This window comes from Bradyrhizobium sp. USDA 4454, assembly GCF_054822705.1.
This window is the reverse complement of the sequence record NZ_JBTRCN010000001.1, coordinates 143,994-167,019: the sequence shown is the minus strand read 5'-3', so window position 1 is coordinate 167,019 and position 23,026 is coordinate 143,994. Positions and strand designations below refer to the sequence as shown.

The window sequence follows — 23,026 nt, the reverse complement described above, 5'->3', positions numbered from 1 at the left end:
AGTCGAAAGCGCTGAACGCACGCGAATGCAGCACAAGCGGCACACAGTTTCGTATTTCGGCACCGCGCGCCGCTGGCTGCCGGAGGCTTTGGCGATCGCGATCTTCGCGGCCGCTCAGCCGTCAGCAGTCCATGCGCAAACGACGCCGCCGGCGCAACAGTCCACGCCGGCGCCCCCACAACAGGCCGCAACCGCAGAGACATCGCCCGACGCCATCAAGCAGCGCGAGCGGGAGCTCGAGGCCGCGCGCCAACAGCAGCGCAAGGCGGCCGAGCAGCAGGAGAAGCTGAAGGCCGACATCGCCGCGATCGGCCAGGACCGCAGCAAGCTCAATCAGCAGCTGATCGACATTGCCGGCCAGGTGCGCAGCGTCGAGACCCGGATCGCAGATGCCGAGGCACGCTTGCAGCCGCTCGACGGCCGCGAGCGCGAGATCCGCAGTTCGCTCGATTCACGCCGCTCCGACGTGATCGAGGTGCTGGCCGCGCTGCAACGCGCCGGACGGCGCACGCCGCCGGCACTGCTGGTGCGGCCAGAGGACGCGCTGCAATCGCTGCGCACCGCGATGCTGCTCGGCGCCGTGGTGCCGGAGCTGCGGGTCCGCGCCGAGAAGCTTGCCGCCGATCTCGGCGAACTGGTCGCGCTGCGCAAGACCATCTCCACCGAGCGCGATGCGCTGGCGTCCGACCGCGACAAGCTGAAAGAGGACCAGACCCGGCTTGCGGCGCTGGTCGACGAACGGCAACGGCAGCAGAGCGCGGCGGAAAAGGACATGGAGGCGGAAGGCGCCCGCGCCGTCGCGCTGGCCAAGCAGGCCGACAGCCTGCAGAGCCTGATTGCCAAGATGGAGCAGGACCTCAAGAGCGCAGCCAAGGCGGCCGCCACGGCGAGCCTCCAGGGGGCGCCAGCGACGGTTAACGGCAAGCCGAATCTGGGGGCCTTGAAGGACCCTGCCCGCATGAGCCCGGCGGTCGCCTTCGCCTCGGCCAAGGGCCTATTCTCGTATCCGGTGAATGGCACCAAGATTCGCGAATTTGGCGGTTCCGATGGCGCAGGAGGCGTACAAAAAGGCATTTCTTTGGCGGCCAAGCCGGGCGCGCAGGTCACAACCCCGTGTGACGGCTGGGTTGTTTACGCTGGTCCTTTCCGCAGCTATGGACAACTCTTGATCCTCAACGCCGGGGGCGGGTATCATGTCCTGATCGCCGGGATGGAGCGTATTTCGGTAAACATCGGCCAGTTTGTACTGACGGGGGAGCCGGTTGCGACCATGGGGTCGACGTCCCAGGTTGCATCCATTCTCGCGACCAATGCGAGCCAGCCAGTGCTGTATGTCGAGTTCCGGAAAGACGGCACTCCAATCGATCCAGGTCCATGGTGGGCCGCAAATGAAGGCGAAAAGGTTCGCGGATGATGCGCAAGACTTCGGTAATTCTCCTGAGCGCCGCCACCGGCGCGGCCCTGACGCTTTTCGTCACGCAGCCCCGCGCTGTGCTGATGGGATCGAGCGCGCGCGCCGCGACGTCGGACACCTACCGCCAGCTCAATCTGTTCGGCGACGTGTTCGAGCGGGTGCGCAGCGACTATGTCGAGAAGCCGGATGATTCGAAGCTGGTCGAGTCCGCGATCTCGGGCATGCTGTCCGGCCTCGATCCGCACTCGAGCTACATGGACGCCAAGAGCTTCCGTGACATGCAGGTGCAGACCCGCGGCGAATTCGGCGGCCTCGGCATCGAGGTCACGATGGAAGACGGCCTGATCAAGGTCGTCTCGCCGATCGACGACACCCCGGCCTCGAAGGCCGGCATCATGGCCAACGACATCATCACCACGCTCGACGACGAGGCCGTGCAGGGCCTGACCCTGAACCAGGCCGTCGAGAAGATGCGCGGTCCGGTCAACACCAAGATCAAGCTCAAGATCATCCGCAAGGGCCAGGACAATCCAATCGACGTCACGCTGGTGCGCGACAACATCCGCGTCCGCTCGGTGCGCGCGCGCGTCGAAGCCGACGACATCGCCTATATCCGCATCACCACCTTCAACGAGCAGACCACCGAAGGCCTGAAGAAGGAGATGGCCAATCTGCAGGGCCAGATCGGCGACAAGCTGAAGGGCTACATCATCGACCTCAGAAACAATCCCGGCGGCCTGCTCGAGGAAGCGGTCACCGTGTCCGACTCCTTCCTGGAGCGTGGCGAGATCGTCTCGACCCGCGGCCGCAATGCCGAGGAAACCCAGCGCCGCGCCGCCCATCCGGGCGACCTGGCCAAGGGCAAGCCGGTCATCGTGCTGATCAACGGCGGCTCGGCCTCGGCCTCCGAGATCGTGGCCGGCGCGCTGCAGGACCACAAACGGGCGACGCTGGTCGGCACCCGCTCGTTCGGCAAGGGCTCGGTGCAGACCATCATCCCGCTCGGCTCGGGCAATGGCGCGCTGCGCCTGACCACCGCGCGCTACTACACGCCGTCGGGCAAGTCGATCCAGGCCAAGGGCATCGTGCCCGATATCGAGGTGCTTCAGGACGTGCCGGACGAGCTGAAGGCGCGCACCGACACCAAGGGCGAGGCCTCGCTGCGCGGCCATCTGAAGACCAACGATGGCGACGAGAAGACCGGCTCGCAGTCCTACGTCCCGCCGGACGCCAAGGACGACAAGGCGCTGAAGATGGCCGACGACCTCTTGCACGGCATCAAGTCGACCTCAAACGTCACGCCGGCACCGGCCGGTGACAAGCCGCCCGGCGACAAGGCCGCCGCCGACAAGCCGGCCACCAAGTCCGCGAACTAATCCAATCCGATCGATTCGGCGAACAGGGCGGCCCTCGGGCCGCCCTTTCTGCTTTCGGATGTCCGCTCGTAACCGTGCTTTGACGGGGCGGCCGGTGCGCGGGAATGCACCGCATCGTGCTATCGTTCGCGCTGTTGATTCGGGGAGGGTCATGGCAGAAGCGGCCGACGAACTGAGCACGCCGCTTGGGCAGAAGACCGTGGGCAGGACGCGCCGTGTCCGTCTGCCATTCACGGCGATGCAGGCGCTCGCCGTGCTGCTGGGCCTCGTGCTGGTCGGCTTCGCCGGCGTCGCATTGTTCAACGACAACCCGCTCGGCGGCGAGCCGATGGCCCGGATCGCGCTCCGCAATGCGCCGGCCACAGCCAGCGACGACAGGCGCGCCCCGGCCGCCCAGCCGGCCGAGCCGGCGACCAAATCCGCCGCCAAGGCGCCGGCTTCATCGGGCGACGCAAAGAACGACGCCCGCACCGTCACCATCATCGACGGCTCCAGCGGCAAGCGCCAGGACGTCGTGATCGGCGATTCGGCGGACAAGGTCGATGGCGAGGCGCCGCCGGTCGCGATGGCCGGCGTCGACCCGCGCCTGTTGGAAAAGTCGCGCTACGGCATGATCCCCGTGGTCGCCGACGGCCTGAAGCCCTTCACGGTCTATGCGGCCGAGGCCGACCGCGCCAAGGCGGCCCGGATGCCGGTGGTCGCCATCGTGGTCGGCGGCCTCGGCGTCGGCGCCGCCAAGACCACCGACGCCATCATGAAGCTGCCGCCGGCCGTGACGTTGGCCTTCACGCCCTACGGCGCCGATCCCGTCAAGCTTGCGGAACGCGCCCGGACGCAGCGCCACGAGATCCTGCTGCAAATCCCGATGGAGCCGTTCGACTATCCCGACAACGATCCGGGCCCGCAGACCCTGCTGACCACATTGGGCAGCGAGCAGAACCTTGACCGGCTCTATTGGCATCTGAGCCGCCTGCAGGGCTATGCCGGGATCGCCAATTTCATGGGTGCCCGATTCGTCGCGACCGATCCCGTGATGCAGCCGATCGTGCGCGAAGCGGCCAAGCGCGGCCTGAGCTGGTTCGACGACGGTTCCACCCCGCGCAGCGTGGCGCAGACGCTGTCCGCGGGCCAGTCGCTGCCGTTCGCCAAGGCCGATTTCGCCATCGACGCGGTGCCGACGTCGGCGGAAATCGACCGCGCGCTGGTCAAGCTGGAAACCATCGCCAAGGAACGCGGCACGGCCATCGGCGTCGCCTCGGCGCTGCCGGTCTCGATCGAGCGGCTCGGCGCCTGGCTCAAGACACTGGACTCCAAGGGCATCATGCTTGTGCCATTGACAACGGCGATGCTGAAATCAAAATCGGGCTAGAAGATCAATCTGTTGGTGCGACTTGAGACCTTGCCGGGGGGCCGGGTCTGGTGGCGCCGGGAACTGGGCGAGGTCGCGGCAGCATGGCACGTTATGAGGACCTGCCCTATCGAACCTGCGTCGGCATCATGCTGCTGAATGCCGCCGGTCTGGTCTTCATCGGACGCCGCGCCGGCGGCATCGAGCATGTCGACGATGCCCATGTCTGGCAGATGCCGCAAGGCGGCGTCGATCCCGGCGAGGATACGTTTCAGGCCGCACGGCGCGAGCTCTATGAAGAGACCAGCATCAAGTCGGTAGAGAAGCTCGGCGAGGTCTCGGACTGGCTGATCTATGATATCCCGCGCACCGTCGCCGGTCGCGCCTGGAAGGGCCGCTACCGCGGTCAGCGGCAGAAGTGGTTCGCCTTGCGCTTCACCGGCAACGAGAACGAGATCAACGTCGCCAACCCCGGCGGCGGCCACAAGGCCGAGTTCATCACCTGGCGCTGGGAGCCGATGAAGAATCTGCCGGAGCTGATTGTGCCGTTCAAGCGGCCGGTCTATGAGCGCGTCGTGAAGGAATTTGCCGCACTGGCAGCCAAATAGGCGGCCTGACGATCGGCCAGCACGACGCACGTATCAGGATGTCATCAGATAAGCCCTATCGGCCCAATGTGGGCATCGCGCTGTTCAACGCGGCCGGACGCGTGCTGATCGGCCACCGGATCAAGGACGACGGCCCGGAGATCGTGCTGCCGGGCCTCCAATGGCAGATGCCGCAAGGCGGCATCGACGAGGGCGAGGATCCGCGCCAGGCCGTGATGCGCGAATTGTGGGAAGAGACCGGTGCGGTCAGCGCCGACTATCTCGGCGAGACCGACTGGATGACCTACGAATTCCCGCCCTATGACGGGCCGGCCTCGCACCGGCTGGCGAAATTCCGCGGCCAGCGGCAGAAATGGTTTGCGCTGCGTTTCACCGGACAAGACGCCGAGATCGACCCGTTGACGCCGCGCAACGGCCAGCCCGCCGAGTTCGATCAATGGCGCTGGGAACGGCTCGACCGCGTCGCCGATCTGGTGGTGCCGTTCCGTCGTGACGTCTATCGCGCGGTCGCGACCCGGTTCGCTGAATTCGCCGGCTGATCCGGCGGCGGAATTCGCCGCGCATCGCCCGGCGTCATGCCGTAGGTCGCGCGGAACACGCGATAGAAGGTCGCGATGCTGTCGAAACCGCAGGAGAACGCGATCTCATCGATGCCGCGCTCCCACGTGGCGTAGAGCAGCCGCCTCGCCTCTTTCAACCTTGCCGCCGTCAGCGTCCGCGCGAACGACAGCCCGGTCGGCTCGAACACCGCATGCAGTTGCCGCAGCGAAATGCCGAGCTCGGTCGCGACCGCGGCCGGCGTGAGCGAGGCGCGGTGCAGATCGCGCAGCAGGATTTCGCGCGCGGCATGGAGGTAGCCGGCGTGCAGCGCGGCCCGGATCTCATCCTGACGCGGCCGCACGCGCCCGCGCGCGAGCAGCGCCAGGCGCACCATATGCGTGAGCTCGGCGGTGAACTGCCCGGCTTGCGCCGGATGCTGCGTCATGGCGCGGAACATGGCGCCGACCAGCCGGGTCAGGCCCGCGTCACGCGCGAGCATGACCGGCGGCGCGTCCTCGATCCGCGCACCAAGCAGGAGGTCGGGGGTGACGGGGATCTTGAGGCTGAAGAAGTGGAAGCCGTCGGTCCGGGCAGGCGTTGACGCAAACGGAAGATTGGAGTGGCCGAACACCAGATCCCCGTTGTCCACCCACTGAACACGATCGCGACCGATATTGAGATGGCCGGGGCCGCGCACCTGCCAGGCGAGTTGCAGGCTGTTGCTCGGGACGCGCGCAATATCGGATGACGTGCGGCTGACGCGATAGGACGACGCCGACATTTCCGCCAGCACCGCATCGCCGATCGGCGTCGCGGAGAAGCGCCCGCGGAAGTCGGGCCGCTTATCGCGCTCGAGCTCGATGGTGACCCCGAACAGGCTCTTGCCGCGCACGTCGCACCAATGCTCGAAGCGGTCTTGCGGGCGGAGCGCGTCGGTGGAGAAAGTCAGCACGAGATCTTATCCGTTACGTGGGAGAAATCGCGATACGGTCGGGCGAATGCGTCATCGCGTTGCAGCTTGTCATTTGTGCACGATCCCTGCTGTAAGCTGCTTCACGTTTTCCGGATCATGCTCTAGTTCGGGCCCACCGTGAACGGGCCGATCGCGATGACATGGCAATCGCTGTCGCGCTTGACGCAGTCAGCGAGCGCGCCGTTGACCGCGCTTTGCTCGTTCTCCGCTGTGAGGCCCAGTCCGGGCCGCCCCTGCGTGCCGACCGCGACGGCATTCCAGCCTGCCGTCGCATCGGCAAGCTTGCGCACAACATCGGCCCGCTCGTTCGGCATAATGACCGAGCTGTCGGCCGGCTTGAAGAAGCCGGTCGCGCGCAACGTGGCCGGGATCGGCACCACGAAGACGTCGTCGACCGCGACGATCGTGCACGGCACGCCCGCGACCGCGCCACAGGCCTGCAGGTTGCGGCGCGCCGATTCCTCCAGCGAATCGATGCCCGAATTGAAGAAGTAGTGACCGCCCGGACCGAGCGCGATGGTTCGCGTCTTGCGTACCGGCACGAACAGGCTTTCGAGCCTTGCCCTGGCCGGCTCGCGCAGCAGCGGAACGTCCCTGGTCGCATACGGCTTCTCAACCAGCGCATCGCGCTTGACCCACGGCAAGGGCGGCACCGGAGGCAGGCCATGGGCATACACGATCGTATTGCCGACGGCGTACAATTCGCATTTGCGCGGCGAGCCCGCATTGTCGACGCGCTTCTGGCACAGGTCGAGCGCGGCCGCCTTCGCCGCGTCCTCGCTCGGCTGCGCCACGCTCCAGCCGACGAAGCCGTTGATGTTGAGGGCAAGCGCCTTGGAATCGCCTGCGGGCAGATATTCGGTCGCGAGCCCGTTGCGGGTGCGGTCGCTGACGAACGGCGTCATGCCGGCGACGAGCCTGTCGCCCGATGCGATCGATGCCAGCGGCTCGGACACCGGCGCGGCCAATGTGGCCGTCGGCGCGGGCTTGGCAGACGGCGCCGCCGATGGCGACGGCGACGGCGACGGTGCGACCAAGGGTGCCGGTGACGCTGATACCAGGGACCCGGGCGTTGGCGTCGAGCTTGTCACGACAGCAGGCTTCGTCGCCGACGTTTCCAGCGTGGTGTAATAGAGGAAGCCGCCGACGCCGATGGCGGCGAGCAGCACCAGGGTGATGGCGGTGGGCCACATCCAGGCTGGTGCGGCGGCAGACGCGGCCTTGACCGGCTTCTTGAGCTGCGGCGTCGCGTAGCTGCCGTCCTCGCGCCGCATCGCCACCATATAGGCGTGCACGGGCGTCGGGATGTTCTTCACTTCCTGCGCGCCGATGTCGGCGAATTGCACCGACAGCTTGTTGACGACCTGCTCATGCACCGCGCGCGACACGCAGATGCCGCCGACCTCGGCGAGTCCCTCGAGCCGTGCTGCGATGTTGACGCCATCACCAAGCAGATCGCCGTCGCGCTCGACCACATCGCCGATGGTGATGCCGATCCTGAACGCCATCTGCCGGCTCGGCGGATAAGCCATGTTGCGCGTGCGCAGGCTTTCCTGGATGTCGATCGCGCAGCGCACGGCTTCGACGGCGCTGGGAAATTCGGCGAGCACCGCATCGCCCGCGGTGTTGAAGATGCGGCCACCGCCTTTGGCAATGAAATCGTCGGTGACCTGCCGGTAGGAAGCGAGCCGCCGCAGCGTCTCTTCCTCGTCCTCGGCAACCAGTCGACTATAGCCTGCAATATCGGCGGCAAAGATCGCTGCGATCTTGCGCTTCATGAGCACCAGCCCCGGAACCCAAATATGCCGGGCAGCATGCCGCCGGACGCTTCCGGGTGCAACAAGCATTCAACGCCCGCCGGGGTGCGGCGAGCGTTGATTCGTTCAAGTCCCGAAGGGCGGTGACTGGAAGAGTGCGAGCGATTTCACAAAGAAGCCGCGCTCGACCTGAGCGCCATGGCGCGATCGCTGGTCAGCAACCGCGCCTTAGTGCATCGCCGTCGCGTTGAGTTCGTGCTGGATGCTCTTGAAGTGATCGAGCCGCTCGATCGCGTGGTCGAGTTCGGTGCCCTCGTGCTCGGCAAGCTTCTCTTCCATCTCCTTGATGGTCTCAGCGAACTTCGCGCGGTCGAGCTCCGCAATGGCGGTCGCGACGTCGGCGAGCACGGTGAGGCCCTTGTCCGACACCTCGGCGAGACCGCCGAGCACGATCACCTTCTCCTTCTTGCCGGCGGTCGTGATGGTCAGGATGCCCGGACGAACCGTGGCGACGACCGGCGCGTGGCCGGCGAGCACACCGAAATCACCCTCCACGCCGGGGACGTCAACCTGATCGACCTCGCCGGAGAAGGCGAGCTTTTCGGGAGAGACGAGATCGAAGTGGAAGGTGGCCATGGGAACCTGCGAATAGTGAGTAGCGAATAACGAGTGGCGATGAAGGGAGTACGCGAACGACTATTCGCTACTCCCTATTCGCCATTCGCTCTCTTAGGCGGCTTCAGCCGCCAGCTTCTTGCCCTTTTCGACGGCCTCTTCGATGGTGCCGACCATGTAGAACGCCGCTTCCGGCAGATGGTCGTACTTGCCCTCGCAGAGATCGCGGAAGCCCTTGATGGTGTCGGCGAGGTCGACGAACTTGCCGGGCGAGCCGGTGAAGACTTCGGCGACGTGGAACGGCTGCGACAGGAAGCGCTCGACCTTGCGGGCGCGGGCGACCGTCAGCTTGTCCTCTTCCGACAGCTCGTCCATGCCGAGAATGGCGATGATGTCCTGCAGCGACTTGTAGCGCTGGAGGATCTGCTGAACCATGCGCGCGGTGGTGTAGTGCTCATCGCCGACCACCAGCGCCGACAGCATGCGCGAGGTCGAGTCGAGCGGGTCCACCGCCGGATAGATGCCCTTTTCCGAGATCGCGCGCGACAGCACCGTGGTGGCGTCCAGATGCGCGAACGAGGTGGCGGGCGCCGGGTCGGTCAAGTCGTCGGCCGGCACGTAGATCGCCTGCACCGAGGTGATCGAGCCTTTCTGGGTGGTGGTGATGCGCTCCTGCAGCGCGCCCATGTCGGTCGCCAGCGTCGGCTGATAACCCACGGCGCTCGGGATACGGCCGAGCAGCGCCGACACTTCCGAACCCGCTTGGGTGAAGCGGAAGATGTTGTCGACGAAGAACAGCACGTCCTGGCCCTGGTCGCGGAAATGCTCGGCGACCGTCAGGCCGGTCAGACCGACGCGGGCACGGGCGCCCGGCGGCTCGTTCATCTGGCCGAACACCAGCGCGCACTTCGACTTCACGCTCGGATCCGGATTGTGCGGATCGGCGTTGACCTTCGATTCGATGAACTCGTGATAGAGGTCGTTGCCCTCGCGGGTGCGCTCGCCGACGCCGGCGAACACGGAGTAACCGCCGTGCGCCTTCGCGACGTTGTTGATCAGCTCCTGAATCAGCACGGTCTTGCCGACGCCGGCGCCGCCGAACAGGCCGATCTTGCCGCCCTTCGCGTACGGAGCAAGCAGGTCGACGACCTTGATGCCGGTGACGAGAATTTCGGCTTCGGTGGACTGATCGGTATAGGTCGGCGCTTCCTGGTGGATGGCGCGCACGCCTTCCGCCTTGATCGGACCGGCTTCGTCGATCGGCTCGCCGATCACGTTGATGATGCGGCCGAGCGTGCCTTCGCCGACCGGCACCCGGATCGGTTCGCCGGTGTCGGTCACTTCCTGGCCGCGCACCAGACCTTCGGTGATGTCCATCGCGATGGTGCGGACGGTCGATTCACCGAGATGCTGGGCGACTTCGAGCACCAGGCGGTTGCCGCCGTTCTTGGTCTCGAGCGCGTTCAGAATCGCCGGAAGGTGGCCTTCGAACTGCACGTCGACCACGGCACCCGTGACCTGGGTAACGCGACCGATCGGATTGGCTGCTGTAGCCATGGACTGTTCTCCTTCGAAAATCTGCCTTAGACCGCCTCAGCGCCGGAGATGATCTCGATCAGCTCCTTCGTGATCTGGGCCTGACGGGTTCGGTTGTAAATCAGGGTTTGCTTGCGAATCATCTCGCCGGCATTGCGCGTCGCGCTGTCCATCGCGCTCATCTGCGCGCCATAGAACGAGGCATTATTTTCCAACAGCGCGCGGAACACCTGCACCGCAAGGTTGCGCGGCAACAGGCTGCCGAGGATCTGATCCTCTTCCGGCTCGTATTCATAGGACGTGGAGGGAGCCGCGCCCGCGGCGGGCGCAGCGACCTCGAGCGGGATGATCTGCTGCGCGGTCGGGATCTGCGCGATCACCGACTGGAAGCGCGAATAGAACAGCGTGCAGACGTCGAACTCGCCGGCGTCGAACCGCGCCAGCACCTTGTTAGCGATGTCCTCGGCGTTGGCGAAGCCGATCTGCCGCACCGAACGCAGGTCGAGATGCTCGACAATCCGCTTCTCGAAGGTCCGCCGCAGCTGCTCGTAGCCCTTGCGGCCGACACAGAAGAATTTGACGTCCTTGCCCTGCGCGAGCAGCGAGTTCGCCCGCTCGCGCGCCAGGCGCACGATGGCCGAGTTGAAGGCGCCGGACAGGCCGCGCTCGCCGGTGCAGACCAGCAGCAGATGAACCTGGTCGTTGCCGGTGCCGGCGAGCAGCGCCGGTGCGCCCGGCGTGCCATTGGCCGCAGCGGCGATGTTGGAAATCACCGCATCCATCTTGGTGGCATAGGGCCGCGCCGCTTCGGCTGCGTTCTGAGCGCGGCGCAGCTTCGAGGCTGCGACCATCTGCATGGCCTTGGTGATCTTCTGCGTCGCCTTGGTCGAGGCGATGCGGACCCGCATGTCTTTTAGTGACGCCATTCTTCGTTCACCCCGGCGATCCGACCACAATGGTCAGATCGCAAGCCTCCGTTCGTCACGCCCGGCGGCGAGCCGGGCGACGCCCCATTCGTTATGCAAACGTCTTGGCGAAGCCGTCGACCGCCGCCTTCAGCTTGGCGGCACTGTCGTCGGACAGATCGCGGCTGTCGCGGATCGCGTTGAGGATGTCGACGTGCTTGCCGCGCAACAGCGACAGCAGCCCGTCCTCGAACGCCTTCACCTTGTTGAGCGGCAGCGCATCAAGGTAGCCGTTGGTGCCGGCCCAGATCACGCAAACCTGCTCTTCCATCTTCAGCGGCGAGAACTGCGGCTGCTTCAAGAGCTCGGTCAGGCGCGAGCCGCGGTTGAGCAGGCGCTGGGTGGAGGCGTCGAGGTCGGAGCCGAACTGCGCGAATGCCGCCATTTCGCGGTACTGCGCGAGCTCGCCCTTGATCTTGCCGGCGACCTTCTTGGTCGCCTTGGTCTGCGCCGATGAACCGACGCGCGACACCGACAGACCGACGTTCACGGCGGGGCGGATGCCCTGGAAGAACAGGTCGGTTTCAAGGAAGATCTGGCCGTCGGTGATCGAAATCACGTTGGTCGGGATGTAGGCCGACACGTCGTTGGCCTGGGTTTCGATGACCGGCAGCGCCGTCAGCGAGCCCAAACCGTGCTCCTTGTTGAGCTTGGCCGCGCGCTCGAGCAGGCGGGAGTGCAGATAGAACACGTCGCCCGGATAGGCTTCGCGGCCCGGCGGGCGGCGCAGCAGCAGCGACATCTGGCGGTAGGCGACGGCCTGCTTGGACAGATCGTCATAGATGATCACGGCGTGCATGCCGTTGTCGCGGAAGTATTCGCCCATCGTGCAGCCGGTGAACGGCGCGATGTACTGCATCGGCGCCGGATCGGACGCGGTCGCCGCGACGACGATCGAGTATTCCAGCGCGCCCTGCTCTTCGAGCACCTTGACGAACTGCGCAACCGTGGAGCGCTTCTGACCGACCGCGACGTAGACGCAGTACAGCTTCTGGCTCTCGTCCGGCTGGGCGTTGAGCGGCTTCTGGTTCAGGATGGTATCGAGCGCGATCGCGGTCTTGCCGGTCTGACGGTCGCCGATGATCAGCTCGCGCTGGCCGCGGCCGATCGGGATCAGCGCATCGATCGCCTTCAGGCCGGTGGCCATCGGCTCGTTGACCGACTTGCGCGGAATGATGCCGGGCGCCTTGACGTCGACGCGCTTGCGTTCGGTGGCCTGGATCGGGCCCTTGCCGTCGATCGGGTTGCCGAGCGCGTCGACGACGCGGCCGAGCAGGCCCTTGCCGATCGGCGCGTCCACGATGGCGCGGGTGCGCTTGACCGTCTGGCCTTCCTTGATCTCGCGGTCCGCGCCGAAGATCACGACGCCGACGTTGTCGGTTTCGAGGTTGAGCGCCATGCCGCGCGTGCCGTTCTCGAACTCGACCATTTCACCGGCCTGGACGTTGTCGAGACCGTAGACGCGGGCGATACCGTCACCGACCGACAGCACCTGGCCAACTTCGGTGACCTCGGCTTCCTGGCCGAAATTCTTGATCTGGTCCTTGAGGATCGCAGAAATTTCTGCGGCGCGGATGTCCATCAGCCTGCCTCTTTCATCGCGTTCTTGATCGAATTGAGTTTGGTGCGAAGCGAACTATCCACCATCCGGCTGCCGAGCTTGACCACCAGGCCACCAATAATGGAGGGATCGACCTTCACGTTGAGCGCGACGTCCTTGCCCGTCACTGATTTCAGTGCGGTCTTCAGGGCGTCGAGATTCTTGTCACTGAGCTGCTCGGCGACGGTGACGTCCGCAGTCGCCTCGCCCTTGAACTTCGCCACCAGCGCGCGATAGGCACGGATCACATCGGCAATTGCGAACAGCCGGCGATTGGCAGTGAGCACCTTGAGGAATTTGGCCGACGTGCCGGCGATACCGGCCCTGTCGAGCACCACGGTCAGCGCCTTCAGCTGGGCATCCGCGGAGAACACCGGGCTGCGGACGAGGCGCTTCAGATCGGCGCTCTCGTTGAGCATGGCCTCGAATTTATCGAGGTCGGCCCGGACTTGATCGACCGATTGCTCGTCGCGCGCCAACTCGAACAGGGCCGTTGCGTAACGACCGGACACTCCCGAAACGGACGGATCTTCAGCAGCCACGAGCTCGCTCTTTTTTGCTGTCAAACTCGCAAGGGAAAAACCGTCGCCACCAAAGCAGCGCCTAGCGATCCAAGCCCTTGGAATTCAAGCGGGACTTCGATTTTCGACCGGCACAGGACGTGCCGGGACCGTTAAAATCGCGGCTTTGCTAACATAGCAATCGCGCAGGTGCAACATGACGGCATCGTGAGAGCCGCCTTGTCGCACGCGGTTTTTGAGGGCTGTGGCTGGCGGTGAATCAGGACGAATTCGGCCCGCGGAAAATCAACGCGGCGCCTCGCGATTCGCCTCTTGGGATTTTGTTCCATCGAAATTTGCATGGGCTTTGGACGATGGCGCAGGGAACCCGAAGCGCTTCATCGTTTCCATTTGGCGATTACTTACCGAAAACTTACCGCTGTCCCACTAATCAGTATTCGTAAGTATATTATAGGTTAATAGTTAGTTAACGAGCAAATTATGGGACCTCGATCTAATACCCCAAGGCGGTAACAAGATATTACAGCCCGAGACATTCGGGATTTACTGCCAAATTCGTGCCTCATTGGGGAACCAAACGGCCTTGGTCAACGAAGGGACGGGGGTTCCACTTGTCGCGTTAGCGGCAATACTGTCTGAGGGTCTTATCAATGCTGAATATCAAGAAGGCGGCGGGCAACGTCACCCGCTCGCGTACGGCGCTTGCTTTTGTAGCCGCAACTGTTCTGGTCGGGGGCAGCGTGACCGAAGCGTCCGCGAAGTCCCGGCACCACCATCATCGCCACCACCATCACCATGCCCGCGCCGAAGGCTCGTCCTGGCGCGACGCCAATGCATCGGTCCAGTCGTCCGGCGGCCACACATTCTCGGGGATGGCCTCTTTCTACGGCAACGAATCGGGCAGCCGCACCGCTTCCGGCCAGCGCTTCAACCAGAACGCCATGACCGCCGCCCACCGCTCGCTGCCGTTCGGCACCAGACTCCGTGTCACCCATGGCGGCCGCAGCGTCGTCGTCACCATCAACGATCGTGGCCCGTTCATCCGCGGCCGCGTGCTCGACCTCTCGACCGGCGCAGCCCGCGCCATCGGCCTGACCGGTGCCGGTGTCGGCCGCGTCACCGCCGAGGTGGTCTCCTAACGCTTTCAATAAGCGTTGCGTACCGGCCGCGAGGCCTGCCTCGCGCCAAAGGGCCTGCCGTCGCGAATGACGGCAGGCTTTTTCTTTTCGTCATTCCGGCGGCGCGAAGCGCGAGCCCGGAATCCATTTATCACCAACGCTGCGGCCTGATGGATTCCGGGCTCGTCGCTTCGCGCCGCCGGAATGACGGTGTGAGAACTACAAAAAGCTCTGCGGATCGACGTCGACCTCGAGCTTCAGATTGCCCTTGGGCCTGGGACCGGCCTCGAGCCATTCGCGCAGATATTGCGACAGGTCGACATTGCGCAGCGACTTCACCAGCAGGCGGAAGCGATAGCGGCCCTTGATGACGGCAAGCGGCGCCTCGGCGGGGCCGAGCACCTGGATCCGTTCGTCGAGCGGCGCAACCGCGGCGAGCTTGCGCGCAAAGCCTTCCGCCGTCGGGCGATCGCCGGCGGAGATGATCAGGCTGGCCAGCCGGCCGAACGGCGGGTAGCCGGTGCGCTCCCGGATCTCGATTTCGCTGGCATAGAACGCCTCGCGGTCATTGGCGATCAGGGCCTTGATGACCGGATGCTCCGGCTGGTGGGTCTGCAGATAGCCGACGCCGCGGCCCTGCTCGCGGCCGGCGCGGCCGACCACCTGGTTCAGGAGCTGAAACGTCCGCTCGGCGGCGCGCGGATCGCCATTGCTCAGGCCGAGATCGGCGTCGATGACGCCGACCAGATTGAGCCGCGGGAAGTTGTGCCCCTTCGCCACCAACTGGGTGCCGATGATGATGTCGACGCGGCCCTCGGCGATCTCGTTGAGCTCGCTGCGCATGGTCTCGATCGAGGTGATCAGGTCGCTCGACAGCACCATGGTGCGGGCCTCGGGGAAGATCTGAGCTGCCTCCTCCTGCAAGCGCTCGACACCGGGGCCGACCGCGACCAGCGATTCCTCGGCCGCGCAATGCGGGCAGATGTTCGGGCGCGGCATCGAGAAACCGCAGTGATGGCAGACCAGCCGCTGGCGAAACCGATGGTCGACCAGCCAGGCGTCGCAGATCGTGCAGGCAAAGCGGTGGCCGCAGGCCCGGCATAGCGTCAGCGGCGCATAGCCGCGGCGGTTGAGGAACAACAGCGCCTGCTCGCGGCGCTCGATCGCATGGCGAATCTGCTCGGCCAGAACCGGCGAGATGAAGCGGCCGCGCGGCGGCGGCGCGCGCCGCATGTCGATCGCCTCGATATGCGGCATGTGCTGGCCGCCGAACCGCGATGGCAGCGCGACGCGCTGATAGCGCCCCTTGCGGGCGTTGACCTCGCTCTCGACCGATGGCGTCGCCGACGCCAGCACGATCGGGATTTTTGCGATATGGGCGCGGACCACCGCCATGTCGCGGGCGTGATAATGCGCGCCGTCATCCTGCTTGTAGGCCTGGTCGTGCTCCTCATCGACGACGATCAGGCCGAGATCGGCATAGGGCAGGAACAGCGCCGAGCGGGCGCCGACCACGACCGGCGCCTTGCCTTCGGAGATCGCGGCCCAGTTGCGCGCGCGGGTGCGCGGCGTCAGCTCCGAATGCCATTCCAGCGGCCGCACGCCGAAGCGCTGGGCGAAGCGGTCAAGGAACTGGCCGGTCAGCGCGATTTCCGGCATCAGGATCAGGGTCTGCTTGCTGCGGCGGATATTCTCGGCGATCGCCTCGAAATAGACCTCGGTCTTGCCCGAGCCGGTAACGCCGTCGAGCAGCGCGACATGAAAGCTCCCGCTCGCCGCCAGCGTCCGCAGCACGTCGACCGCGCTGCGTTGCTCGCGCGAGAAATCCGGCTGCGCATAGGCGGGATCCGGAACCGGCGGCGCGGCCGGTGGCGGCATCGCCTCGACCGTCAGCGTGCCCTCATCGACCAGACCGTCGATCACGCCGGAACTGACACCGGCTTCCCGCGCCGCGTCCGACTTGGCGTGCAGCAAGCGGTCCGACAGCAGCTCGATCAGGCGCCGCCGCGCCGGCGTCAGGCGCCGCGGCGGCTCGCCGACCAGGCGGACGCCGAGACGGGCGCGCTCCGGGCCGAGGTTCTCGCCCATCCGCAGCGTCATCCGCAGCACCATGCCGCGCGCCGACAGCGTGTAGGTGGAGACCCAGTCGACAAGCTGGCGCAGCTCCGCCTTGAGCGGCGGAACATCGAGCTTCTCGCTGACGTCCTTGAGCCGGTTGTGCAGCCGCGGATCGGGCCTGGCGTTCTCGGCCCACACCACGGCTACGACCTCGCGCGGTCCGAGCGGAACTGAGATCACGTCGCCGGGCGCAAGCTCCATGCCGCGCGGCACGCGGTAGGAATAGGTCTGGTTCAGCGCGACAGGCACCAGCACGTCGACGACGCCTGTCGTCGATGCGGCGGCTGGGCTGGGGCGCGTGGCGTGATCCATGAAATCGGGGCTTTTGAATCCGAGCTTTGCTCCGGGCTAGCACCGTCGTGCGGTCTTAGCGATCGGTAAACGAAGGCAGTGCGATATAATCAGGAGATTCGTAGCGCCAATAGCCCCAACAGATGGCCCGGACCGATCAGCCCATCGCACCGCTCGAGCTCGACTGCGCCGATCCATCGGTCACGCAGGAGATGACGCGCTGGCTATCGCATCTGCGCGCCGAGCGGCGGCTGTCGCCGAAGACGCTCGAGGCCTACGCCCGCGACGTGCGGCAATGCCTGGCCTTCCTGGCCGAGCACTGGGGCGCGCGCGTGACGCTAGCGGCATTTTCCGCACTCGAGGCGAGCGACGTCCGCGCCTTCATGGCGATGCGCCGCGCGGACGAGATCGGCGGCCGATCGCTGATGCGGGCGCTGGCCGGCCTGCGCTCGTTCGGGCGCTTCCTGGAGCGCGAGGGCAAGGGCAAGGTCGGCGCGCTCTCGGCGATCCGCGCGCCGAAGGTGGCGAAGAGCCTGCCGAAGCCGATCCACATGGACGCGGCGAAGCGTTTCGCCGACGCCGACGAGCGCGCCGGCGAGGAGCGCGAGACCTGGATCCTGATGCGTGACGCCGCCGTGATGGCGCTGCTCTACGGCTCGGGCCTGCGCATCTCCGAGGCGCTGGGGCTGAAGCGACGCGACGTGCCGAAGCCGGGCGAAGGCGACGTGCTGGTCGTGACCGGCAAGGGCAACAAGACCCGCATGGTGCCGGTGCTGCACACCGTGCTGCAACTGATCGCAGACTACGCGGCGATCTGCCCGCACCAGCTCAGCCCGACCGGGCCGATGTTCGTCGGTGCGCGCGGCGGCCCGTTGAGCCCGCGCATCATCCAGCTCACCATGGAGCGGCTGCGTGGCGCGCTCGGCCTGCCCGACTGCGCCACGCCGCATGCGCTCCGCCACTCCTTCGCCACCCATCTGCTGAGCCGCGGCGGCGATTTGCGCGCGATCCAGGAATTGCTCGGCCACGCGTCGCTGTCGACCACGCAGATCTACACCGGCATCGACAGCGAGCGGTTGCTCGAAGTCTATCGCTCCGCGCACCCGCGGGGCTGATCGCGTCGCTGTCAGCTCAACGTCAGGCGCAGGCCTCGCCTGCCGATCCGCCGTTCATCTTGCGCCGTTCATCTTCATTCATACGGCTGCCACAAACCGCTCGGCACTTGCCTTGTGCGCCGCATTCGGCAATCGTGGCGCGGTCTCATCCGGAGGGGAATCATGAGCGCACATGAAAGTATGGAGCACGCGGAGCATGCCGAGCATGCATCGGGCGAGAACAAGAAGATTGCGCTCCTTATCGCCGTGATCGCGCTCTGCCTGGCACTGTCGGAAACGCTTGGCAAGGGCGCCCAGACCGAATCGATCAGCAAGAATGTCGAGGCGTCCAACCTGTGGGCCTTCTTCCAGGCCAAGAGCATCCGCCGCACCGCGGTGCAGACCGCTGCCGAGCAGGGCAAGCTGAACCTCGCCACCACCACCGACGAGGCGGCCAAGGCCGCGCTGCAGAAGCAGATCGACGACTGGCAGAAGACCGCGGCGCGCTATCGCTCGGAGCCGGAGACCGGCGAGGGCTCGGAGCAACTCTCGGAGCGCGCCAAGCACGCCGAGCATGAGCGCGACGAGGCGACCGCGAAATATCATCACTTCGAGCTTGCTTCCGCCGCCTTCCAGATCGCGATCGTGCTGGCATCCGCAACCATCATCACGGGCATGACCGTGCTGGCCTGGGTGTCGGGCCTGGTGACGCTCGCCGGCGTCCTGATGACCGCGCTCGGCCTGTTCCAGCCGCATCTGCTGCCTTTGCATTGAACTGAAAAGGCTCGGGCCCCGTCATCCTGAGGAGCCGCGTTGCGGCGTCTCGAAGGATGAATCGGCCACAGCGGGGCCGTCGATCCTTCGAGACGCCTGCTTCGCAGGCTCCTCAGGATGACGCGAGCGACAGTGTTGCTCAGAGCACCTTGCTGGTCTGATGCACGCTTTTGCGGAAGCGTGCGATCAGGCGCAGCGTGCGGGCGGTCCAGCCCTCGCCGTCGCCGGTGATCATCTCGCGAATGCGGCGTTTGACCGGCTCGACCAGCGCGTTGGCCTTGGCCCGCAATGACATCACGAAATTATAGAGCGCCTCGAACCAGGGCATCTCCAGCAGTTTCGACCGCGTCACGTCGAACAGGAAGGCCGTGACGCCGACGCCGACGATCTTGGCGAACAGGATCAGCGAGACCGCGCTGAACCAGTATTGATTCGCCAAGAGCCAGAGCCCGACCAGCTTGAGCGGAAACAACGGGATCAGCGGCACGACGAAGACGATCAGCGTCATCGCCGGCGACAGCGAATCGACCCGGTCGGCGAGCCATTGCTTGAGCGCGTGCAGCGGAATCCATGCCACCACCCGCGCCACGATCGGCTCGACGTGGTCCCACAGCCAGGCCTCGATCAGGAAGATGATCGCAAGCAGGACCCAGAACGGCTGAAGCAGGCGGCGCAACATCGCTATGATCATAAAGCGCGATGAATCATCGCGCTTCAGCTCCTCGTTTGAGCATGATCCTCTCGGAAAACCGCTTCACACTTTTCCGGATCATGCTCCAGCCCGGCTCGCGCCGGCCCTTCGATCACATATGGATGGCGCGCTTGCCCACCGCAAGCGCGGCTTCCTTGATCGCCTCGGAGCGGGTCGGATGGGCGTGACAGGTGCGCGCCAGATCCTCGGCCGAACCGCCGAATTCCATCAGAACGCAGGCTTCATGGATCATTTCGCCGGCCTCGATGCCGACAATGTGCACGCCGAGCACCCGGTCGGTCTTCGCATCTGCGAGAACCTTCACGAAGCCGTCGGTGGTCTGGTTGACCTTGGAGCGGCCGTTCGCGGTGAATGGGAATTTGCCGACGGTATAGGCGACACCGGCCTGCTTGAGGTCTTCCTCGGTCTTGCCGACCGACGACACTTCGGGCGTGGTATACACAACACCTGGAATGACGTCGTAGTTCACATGGCCGGCCTGACCCGCGATGATCTCGGCGCAGGCCACGCCCTCGTCCTCCGCCTTGTGCGCGAGCATCGGCCCGGCCACGACGTCGCCGATTGCGTAGATACCCTTCACATTGGTCGAGAAGTGCGCATCGATCGCTACGCGGCCGCGATTGTCGAGCGCAACGCCGGCTTCCTTCAGCCCGAGCCCTTCGGTGTAGGGCACGCGGCCGATGCAGACGAGCACGACGTCCGCTTCGATGGTCTCCGCAGCACCGCCGGCGGCCGGCTCGACCTTGGCCTGCAGCGTCTTGCCCGAGGTGTCGACCGAGGTGACCTTGGCGCCGAGCTTGAAGGCAAAGCCCTGCTTCTCGAGGATGCGCTGGAATTGCTTGGCCACCTCGCCATCCATGCCGGGCAGGATGCGGTCGAGGAATTCCACCACGGTGACCTTGGCACCGAGACGGTGCCAGACCGAGCCGAGTTCGAGCCCGATCACGCCGGCGCCGACGATCAAGAGGCTGCCGGGCACCTTCTCCAGCGACAGCGCGCCGGTCGACGACACGATGCGCTTCTCGTCGATGTCGATGCCCTTCAGGCGCGCGATGTCCGAGCCGGTGGCGATCACGATGTTCTTGGTCTCGACGGTCTCGGTCTTGCCATCGCCGGAGACCTCGACCTTGCCGGCACCGAGGATCTTGCCGGTGCCCTTCAGCACGTCGATCTTGTTCTTCTTCATCAGGAACTCGACGCCCTTGACGTTGCCGTCGATGCCCTGCTGCTTGAAGTTCATCATCGCCGGCAGATCGAGCTTCGGCGCCGGGACGCTGACCCCCATCTTGGCAAACGAGTGGCCGGCTTCCTCGAACATCTCGGAGGCGTGCAGCAGCGCCTTCGAGGGCATGCAGCCGACATTGAGGCAGGTGCCGCCCAGCGTCGCGTTCTTCTCGACGACGGCAACCTTCATGCCGAGCTGCGCCGCGCGGATCGCGCAGACGTAACCGCCGGGGCCAGTGCCGATGACGACGAGATCGTAAGAAGCCATGATGGAAGGTCCTGTAGCTAAACTCTGTGACGGTTACGGGGGCGCGGTCTTTGGTAGACCGGCGCCCACTCTTGAATGTGGCCTAGCGACCGCCCGACACGTCGAGGATCGCGCTGGTGACGTAGGACGCCTCGTCCGAGATCAGCCAGACGATGGCGTTGGCGATCTCGTCGGCGGTGCCGACGCGTTTCATCGGCACCAGATGGGCGAGCCGATGGGCGCGATCGGGCTCGCCGCCCGCGGCGTGGATGTCGGTGTCGATCAGCCCGGGCCGGATGCCGGCGACGCGGATGCCCTCACCCGCGACTTCGTAGCCGAGGCCGACCGTGAAGGAATCGATTGCCCCCTTGGAGGCGGCATAGTCGACATAGGTGTTCGGTGCGCCGAGTTTCGCCGCGACCGAGGACAGGTTGACGATGACGCCGCCTTTGCCGCCGTGCTTGGTCGACATCCGCTTCACCGCCTCGCGCGCGCACAAAATGCTGCCGGTGACGTTGACCGCCATCATCTGCTGGATGCGCTCGGCCGACATCTCGTCGACCCGCACGCCGCTCTTGCCGACGATGCCGGCATTGTTGACCAGTGCGCCGAGCGTGCCGAAGCCATCGGCCGCCTTGAACAGCGCCAGGATGTCCTGCTCGCTGCCGACGTCGCATTTCACCGCGATCGCCTTGCCGTTCTTCGCTTCGATCGCGGCAACGACCTCGTTGGCCGCGGCCTGGTTCGTGGCATAGCCGACCACGACGCGATAGCCGCGCGCGGCAGCAGCAAGCGCGGTAGCGCGGCCGATGCCGCGGCTACCGCCGGTGATGACAACGACCTTATCCGTCACATTGATCCCCAAACATGAGCACCCAACAGATCGCGCGCCCGAACCGGTCGGGCGTCGCGCGCGATACGACCTCAGAGATCCAGCACCAGGCGGGCCGGATCTTCCAGGCTCTCCTTGACGCGCACCAGGAAGGTGACCGCTTCCTTGCCGTCGATCACGCGATGATCGTAGGACAGCGCCAGATACATCATCGGGCGCACCTCGATCTTGCCGCCGACGACCATCGGCCGCTCCTGGATCTTGTGCATGCCGAGGATGCCGGACTGCGGGGCGTTGAGGATCGGCGTCGACATCAGCGAGCCGTAGATGCCGCCATTGGTGATGGTGAAGGTGCCGCCCTGCATTTCGTCGATCTTGAGCTGACCGTCGCGGGCGCGGCGGCCGAAGTCGGCGATCGACTTTTCGATCTCGGCGATCGACTTGTGGTCGCAGTCGCGCACCACCGGCACCACGAGGCCGCGGTCGGTGCCGACCGCTACGCCGATGTGGTAGTAGTTCTTGTAGATCAGGTCGGAGCCGTCGATCTCGGCGTTGACGGCCGGAATGTCCTTCAGCCCCTGCACCACCGCCTTGGTGAAGAAGCCCATGAAGCCGAGCTTCGAGCCGTGCTTCTTCTCGAACGTATCCTTGTAGAGCGCGCGCAGCTTCATCACCTCGGTCATGTCGACCTCGTTGAAGGTGGTCAGCATCGCGGCGGTGTTCTGCACGTCCTTGAGGCGGCGCGCGATGGTCTGGCGCAGCCGGGTCATCTTCACCCGCTCCTCGCGCGCAGCATCGTCGGCCGGCGACGGCGCACGAACCTGCACGGCGGCCGCCGGCTGGTTGACCGGGGTCGGCGCCGAGGCGGCCTTCTCGATCGCAGCGAGCATGTCGCCCTTGGTGACGCGGCCGTCCTTGCCCGAGCCCGGAACGGTGGAGACGTCGACGCCGCTTTCGGCCGACAGCTTGCGCACCGACGGCGCCAGCGGCGCGTCCGCCGGCGGGACCTTGGGCGCGGCAGGCGCCGCTGCGGGCGCCGGCGCGGCAGCCTTGGCCGGAGCGGCGGCAGCAGCAGCAGCCGCAGCCGGCTTGGCGGCAGCAGCGCCGTCATTGATCTGGCCGAGCAGCGCGCCGACGGCGACGGTTTCACCGTCCTTGGCGATGATCTCGCCGAGCGTGCCGGCGACCGGCGCCGGCACCTCGATGGTGACCTTGTCGGTCTCCAGCTCCACCAACGGCTCGTCCACTGCGACGGCTTCACCGGCTTTCTTGAACCAGCGGCCGATGGTGGCCTCGGTCACGGATTCACCGAGCGTTGGAACGCGAATTTCAGTCATGGTCTTTTCCTCGATAACCAAAGCGG

The 23,026-nt window shown here is 65.7% G+C and carries 20 protein-coding genes; 8 read left to right on the top strand and 12 right to left on the bottom strand.

Annotated elements, in window-relative coordinates; all coding sequences use genetic code 11:
- Positions 1 to 25 precede the first annotated feature (25 nt).
- The 5 genes from ACVIW0_RS00790 (at position 26) to ACVIW0_RS00770 (ending at position 5,285) form a co-directional block, all read left to right on the top strand.
- On the top strand, positions 26 to 1,414 hold the full coding sequence (locus ACVIW0_RS00790; RefSeq protein ID WP_461350581.1) for a murein hydrolase activator EnvC family protein: 1,389 nt from the start codon (positions 26 to 28) through the stop codon (positions 1,412 to 1,414).
- Positions 1,411 to 2,790, top strand: a complete 1,380-nt coding sequence (locus ACVIW0_RS00785) for a S41 family peptidase (RefSeq protein ID WP_461350580.1) — start codon at positions 1,411 to 1,413, stop codon at positions 2,788 to 2,790. Before ACVIW0_RS00790 ends, ACVIW0_RS00785 begins: the two co-directional genes overlap by 4 nt.
- 151 nt (positions 2,791 to 2,941) lie before the next feature.
- Positions 2,942 to 4,159: a divergent polysaccharide deacetylase family protein gene (locus ACVIW0_RS00780; protein WP_461350579.1), complete on the top strand. Its 1,218-nt coding sequence runs from the start codon at positions 2,942 to 2,944 to the stop codon at positions 4,157 to 4,159.
- A gap of 83 nt (positions 4,160 to 4,242) precedes the next feature.
- Positions 4,243 to 4,746 carry an RNA pyrophosphohydrolase gene (locus ACVIW0_RS00775; RefSeq protein ID WP_461350578.1) on the top strand — a complete coding sequence of 168 codons (504 nt, stop codon included), beginning with the start codon at positions 4,243 to 4,245 and terminating at the stop codon, positions 4,744 to 4,746.
- A 38-nt stretch (positions 4,747 to 4,784) separates the two neighbouring features.
- A complete protein-coding gene (locus ACVIW0_RS00770; protein ID WP_461350577.1) occupies positions 4,785 to 5,285 on the top strand; it encodes an RNA pyrophosphohydrolase in 501 nt (166 codons plus the stop codon).
- Here the strand turns inward: ACVIW0_RS00770 and ACVIW0_RS00765 are convergent.
- The 7 genes from ACVIW0_RS00765 to ACVIW0_RS00735 all read right to left on the bottom strand — a co-directional run bounded on the left by ACVIW0_RS00765 (position 5,243) and on the right by ACVIW0_RS00735 (position 13,274).
- Positions 5,243 to 6,238: an AraC family transcriptional regulator gene (locus ACVIW0_RS00765; RefSeq protein ID WP_461350576.1), complete on the bottom strand. Its 996-nt coding sequence runs from the start codon at positions 6,236 to 6,238 to the stop codon at positions 5,243 to 5,245. The genes ACVIW0_RS00770 and ACVIW0_RS00765 overlap by 43 nt on opposite strands.
- A gap of 122 nt (positions 6,239 to 6,360) precedes the next feature.
- Positions 6,361 to 8,037, bottom strand: a complete 1,677-nt coding sequence (locus ACVIW0_RS00760) for an adenylate/guanylate cyclase domain-containing protein (protein WP_461350575.1) — start codon at positions 8,035 to 8,037, stop codon at positions 6,361 to 6,363.
- A gap of 207 nt (positions 8,038 to 8,244) precedes the next feature.
- The gene (locus tag ACVIW0_RS00755; RefSeq protein ID WP_456751535.1) at positions 8,245 to 8,652 is read right to left on the bottom strand and encodes a F0F1 ATP synthase subunit epsilon; all 408 of its coding nucleotides are present in this window, start codon (positions 8,650 to 8,652) and stop codon (positions 8,245 to 8,247) included.
- 93 nt (positions 8,653 to 8,745) lie between these two features.
- Positions 8,746 to 10,188: a F0F1 ATP synthase subunit beta gene (atpD, locus tag ACVIW0_RS00750; protein WP_461350574.1), complete on the bottom strand. Its 1,443-nt coding sequence runs from the start codon at positions 10,186 to 10,188 to the stop codon at positions 8,746 to 8,748.
- Positions 10,189 to 10,214: 26 nt separating this feature from the next.
- The gene (locus tag ACVIW0_RS00745) at positions 10,215 to 11,093 is read right to left on the bottom strand and encodes a F0F1 ATP synthase subunit gamma (protein ID WP_461350573.1); all 879 of its coding nucleotides are present in this window, start codon (positions 11,091 to 11,093) and stop codon (positions 10,215 to 10,217) included.
- A gap of 91 nt (positions 11,094 to 11,184) precedes the next feature.
- A complete protein-coding gene (gene atpA / locus ACVIW0_RS00740; protein WP_461350572.1) occupies positions 11,185 to 12,714 on the bottom strand; it encodes a F0F1 ATP synthase subunit alpha in 1,530 nt (509 codons plus the stop codon).
- Positions 12,714 to 13,274, bottom strand: coding sequence for a F0F1 ATP synthase subunit delta (locus ACVIW0_RS00735; RefSeq protein ID WP_461350571.1), 561 nt, complete (start codon positions 13,272 to 13,274; stop codon positions 12,714 to 12,716). Before ACVIW0_RS00735 ends, atpA begins: the two co-directional genes overlap by 1 nt.
- A 629-nt stretch (positions 13,275 to 13,903) precedes the next feature.
- On the opposite strand from ACVIW0_RS00735, the gene ACVIW0_RS00730 reads away from it, so the two are divergent.
- The gene (locus tag ACVIW0_RS00730) at positions 13,904 to 14,392 is read left to right on the top strand and encodes a septal ring lytic transglycosylase RlpA family protein (RefSeq protein WP_461350570.1); all 489 of its coding nucleotides are present in this window, start codon (positions 13,904 to 13,906) and stop codon (positions 14,390 to 14,392) included.
- A 198-nt stretch (positions 14,393 to 14,590) separates the two neighbouring features.
- Here ACVIW0_RS00730 and ACVIW0_RS00725 read toward each other — a convergent pair whose 3' ends face one another.
- Complete coding sequence (locus tag ACVIW0_RS00725; RefSeq protein WP_461350569.1) at positions 14,591 to 16,801, bottom strand: primosomal protein N'; 2,211 nt, start codon at positions 16,799 to 16,801, stop codon at positions 14,591 to 14,593.
- A gap of 122 nt (positions 16,802 to 16,923) precedes the next feature.
- Here ACVIW0_RS00725 and ACVIW0_RS00720 point away from each other — a divergent pair, with 122 nt between their 5' ends.
- On the top strand, positions 16,924 to 17,895 hold the full coding sequence (locus ACVIW0_RS00720; RefSeq protein ID WP_461350568.1) for a tyrosine recombinase XerC: 972 nt from the start codon (positions 16,924 to 16,926) through the stop codon (positions 17,893 to 17,895).
- Positions 17,896 to 18,057: 162 nt separating this feature from the next.
- Positions 18,058 to 18,648: a DUF4337 domain-containing protein gene (locus ACVIW0_RS00715; RefSeq protein WP_461350567.1), complete on the top strand. Its 591-nt coding sequence runs from the start codon at positions 18,058 to 18,060 to the stop codon at positions 18,646 to 18,648.
- Positions 18,649 to 18,787: 139 nt separating this feature from the next.
- Here ACVIW0_RS00715 and ACVIW0_RS00710 read toward each other — a convergent pair whose 3' ends face one another.
- From ACVIW0_RS00710 to odhB, 4 genes are all read right to left on the bottom strand, one after another.
- Positions 18,788 to 19,327 (bottom strand): hypothetical protein, encoded by a 540-nt coding sequence (locus ACVIW0_RS00710; RefSeq protein WP_461350566.1) that lies wholly within the window; start codon positions 19,325 to 19,327, stop codon positions 18,788 to 18,790.
- 124 nt (positions 19,328 to 19,451) lie between these two features.
- The gene (gene lpdA, locus ACVIW0_RS00705) at positions 19,452 to 20,852 is read right to left on the bottom strand and encodes a dihydrolipoyl dehydrogenase (protein WP_461350565.1); all 1,401 of its coding nucleotides are present in this window, start codon (positions 20,850 to 20,852) and stop codon (positions 19,452 to 19,454) included.
- Positions 20,853 to 20,934: 82 nt separating this feature from the next.
- Positions 20,935 to 21,684: an SDR family oxidoreductase gene (locus ACVIW0_RS00700; protein WP_461350564.1), complete on the bottom strand. Its 750-nt coding sequence runs from the start codon at positions 21,682 to 21,684 to the stop codon at positions 20,935 to 20,937.
- 71 nt (positions 21,685 to 21,755) lie between these two features.
- Complete coding sequence (odhB, locus tag ACVIW0_RS00695) at positions 21,756 to 23,000, bottom strand: 2-oxoglutarate dehydrogenase complex dihydrolipoyllysine-residue succinyltransferase (protein ID WP_461350563.1); 1,245 nt, start codon at positions 22,998 to 23,000, stop codon at positions 21,756 to 21,758.
- Between the last annotated feature and the right edge of the window lie 26 nt (positions 23,001 to 23,026).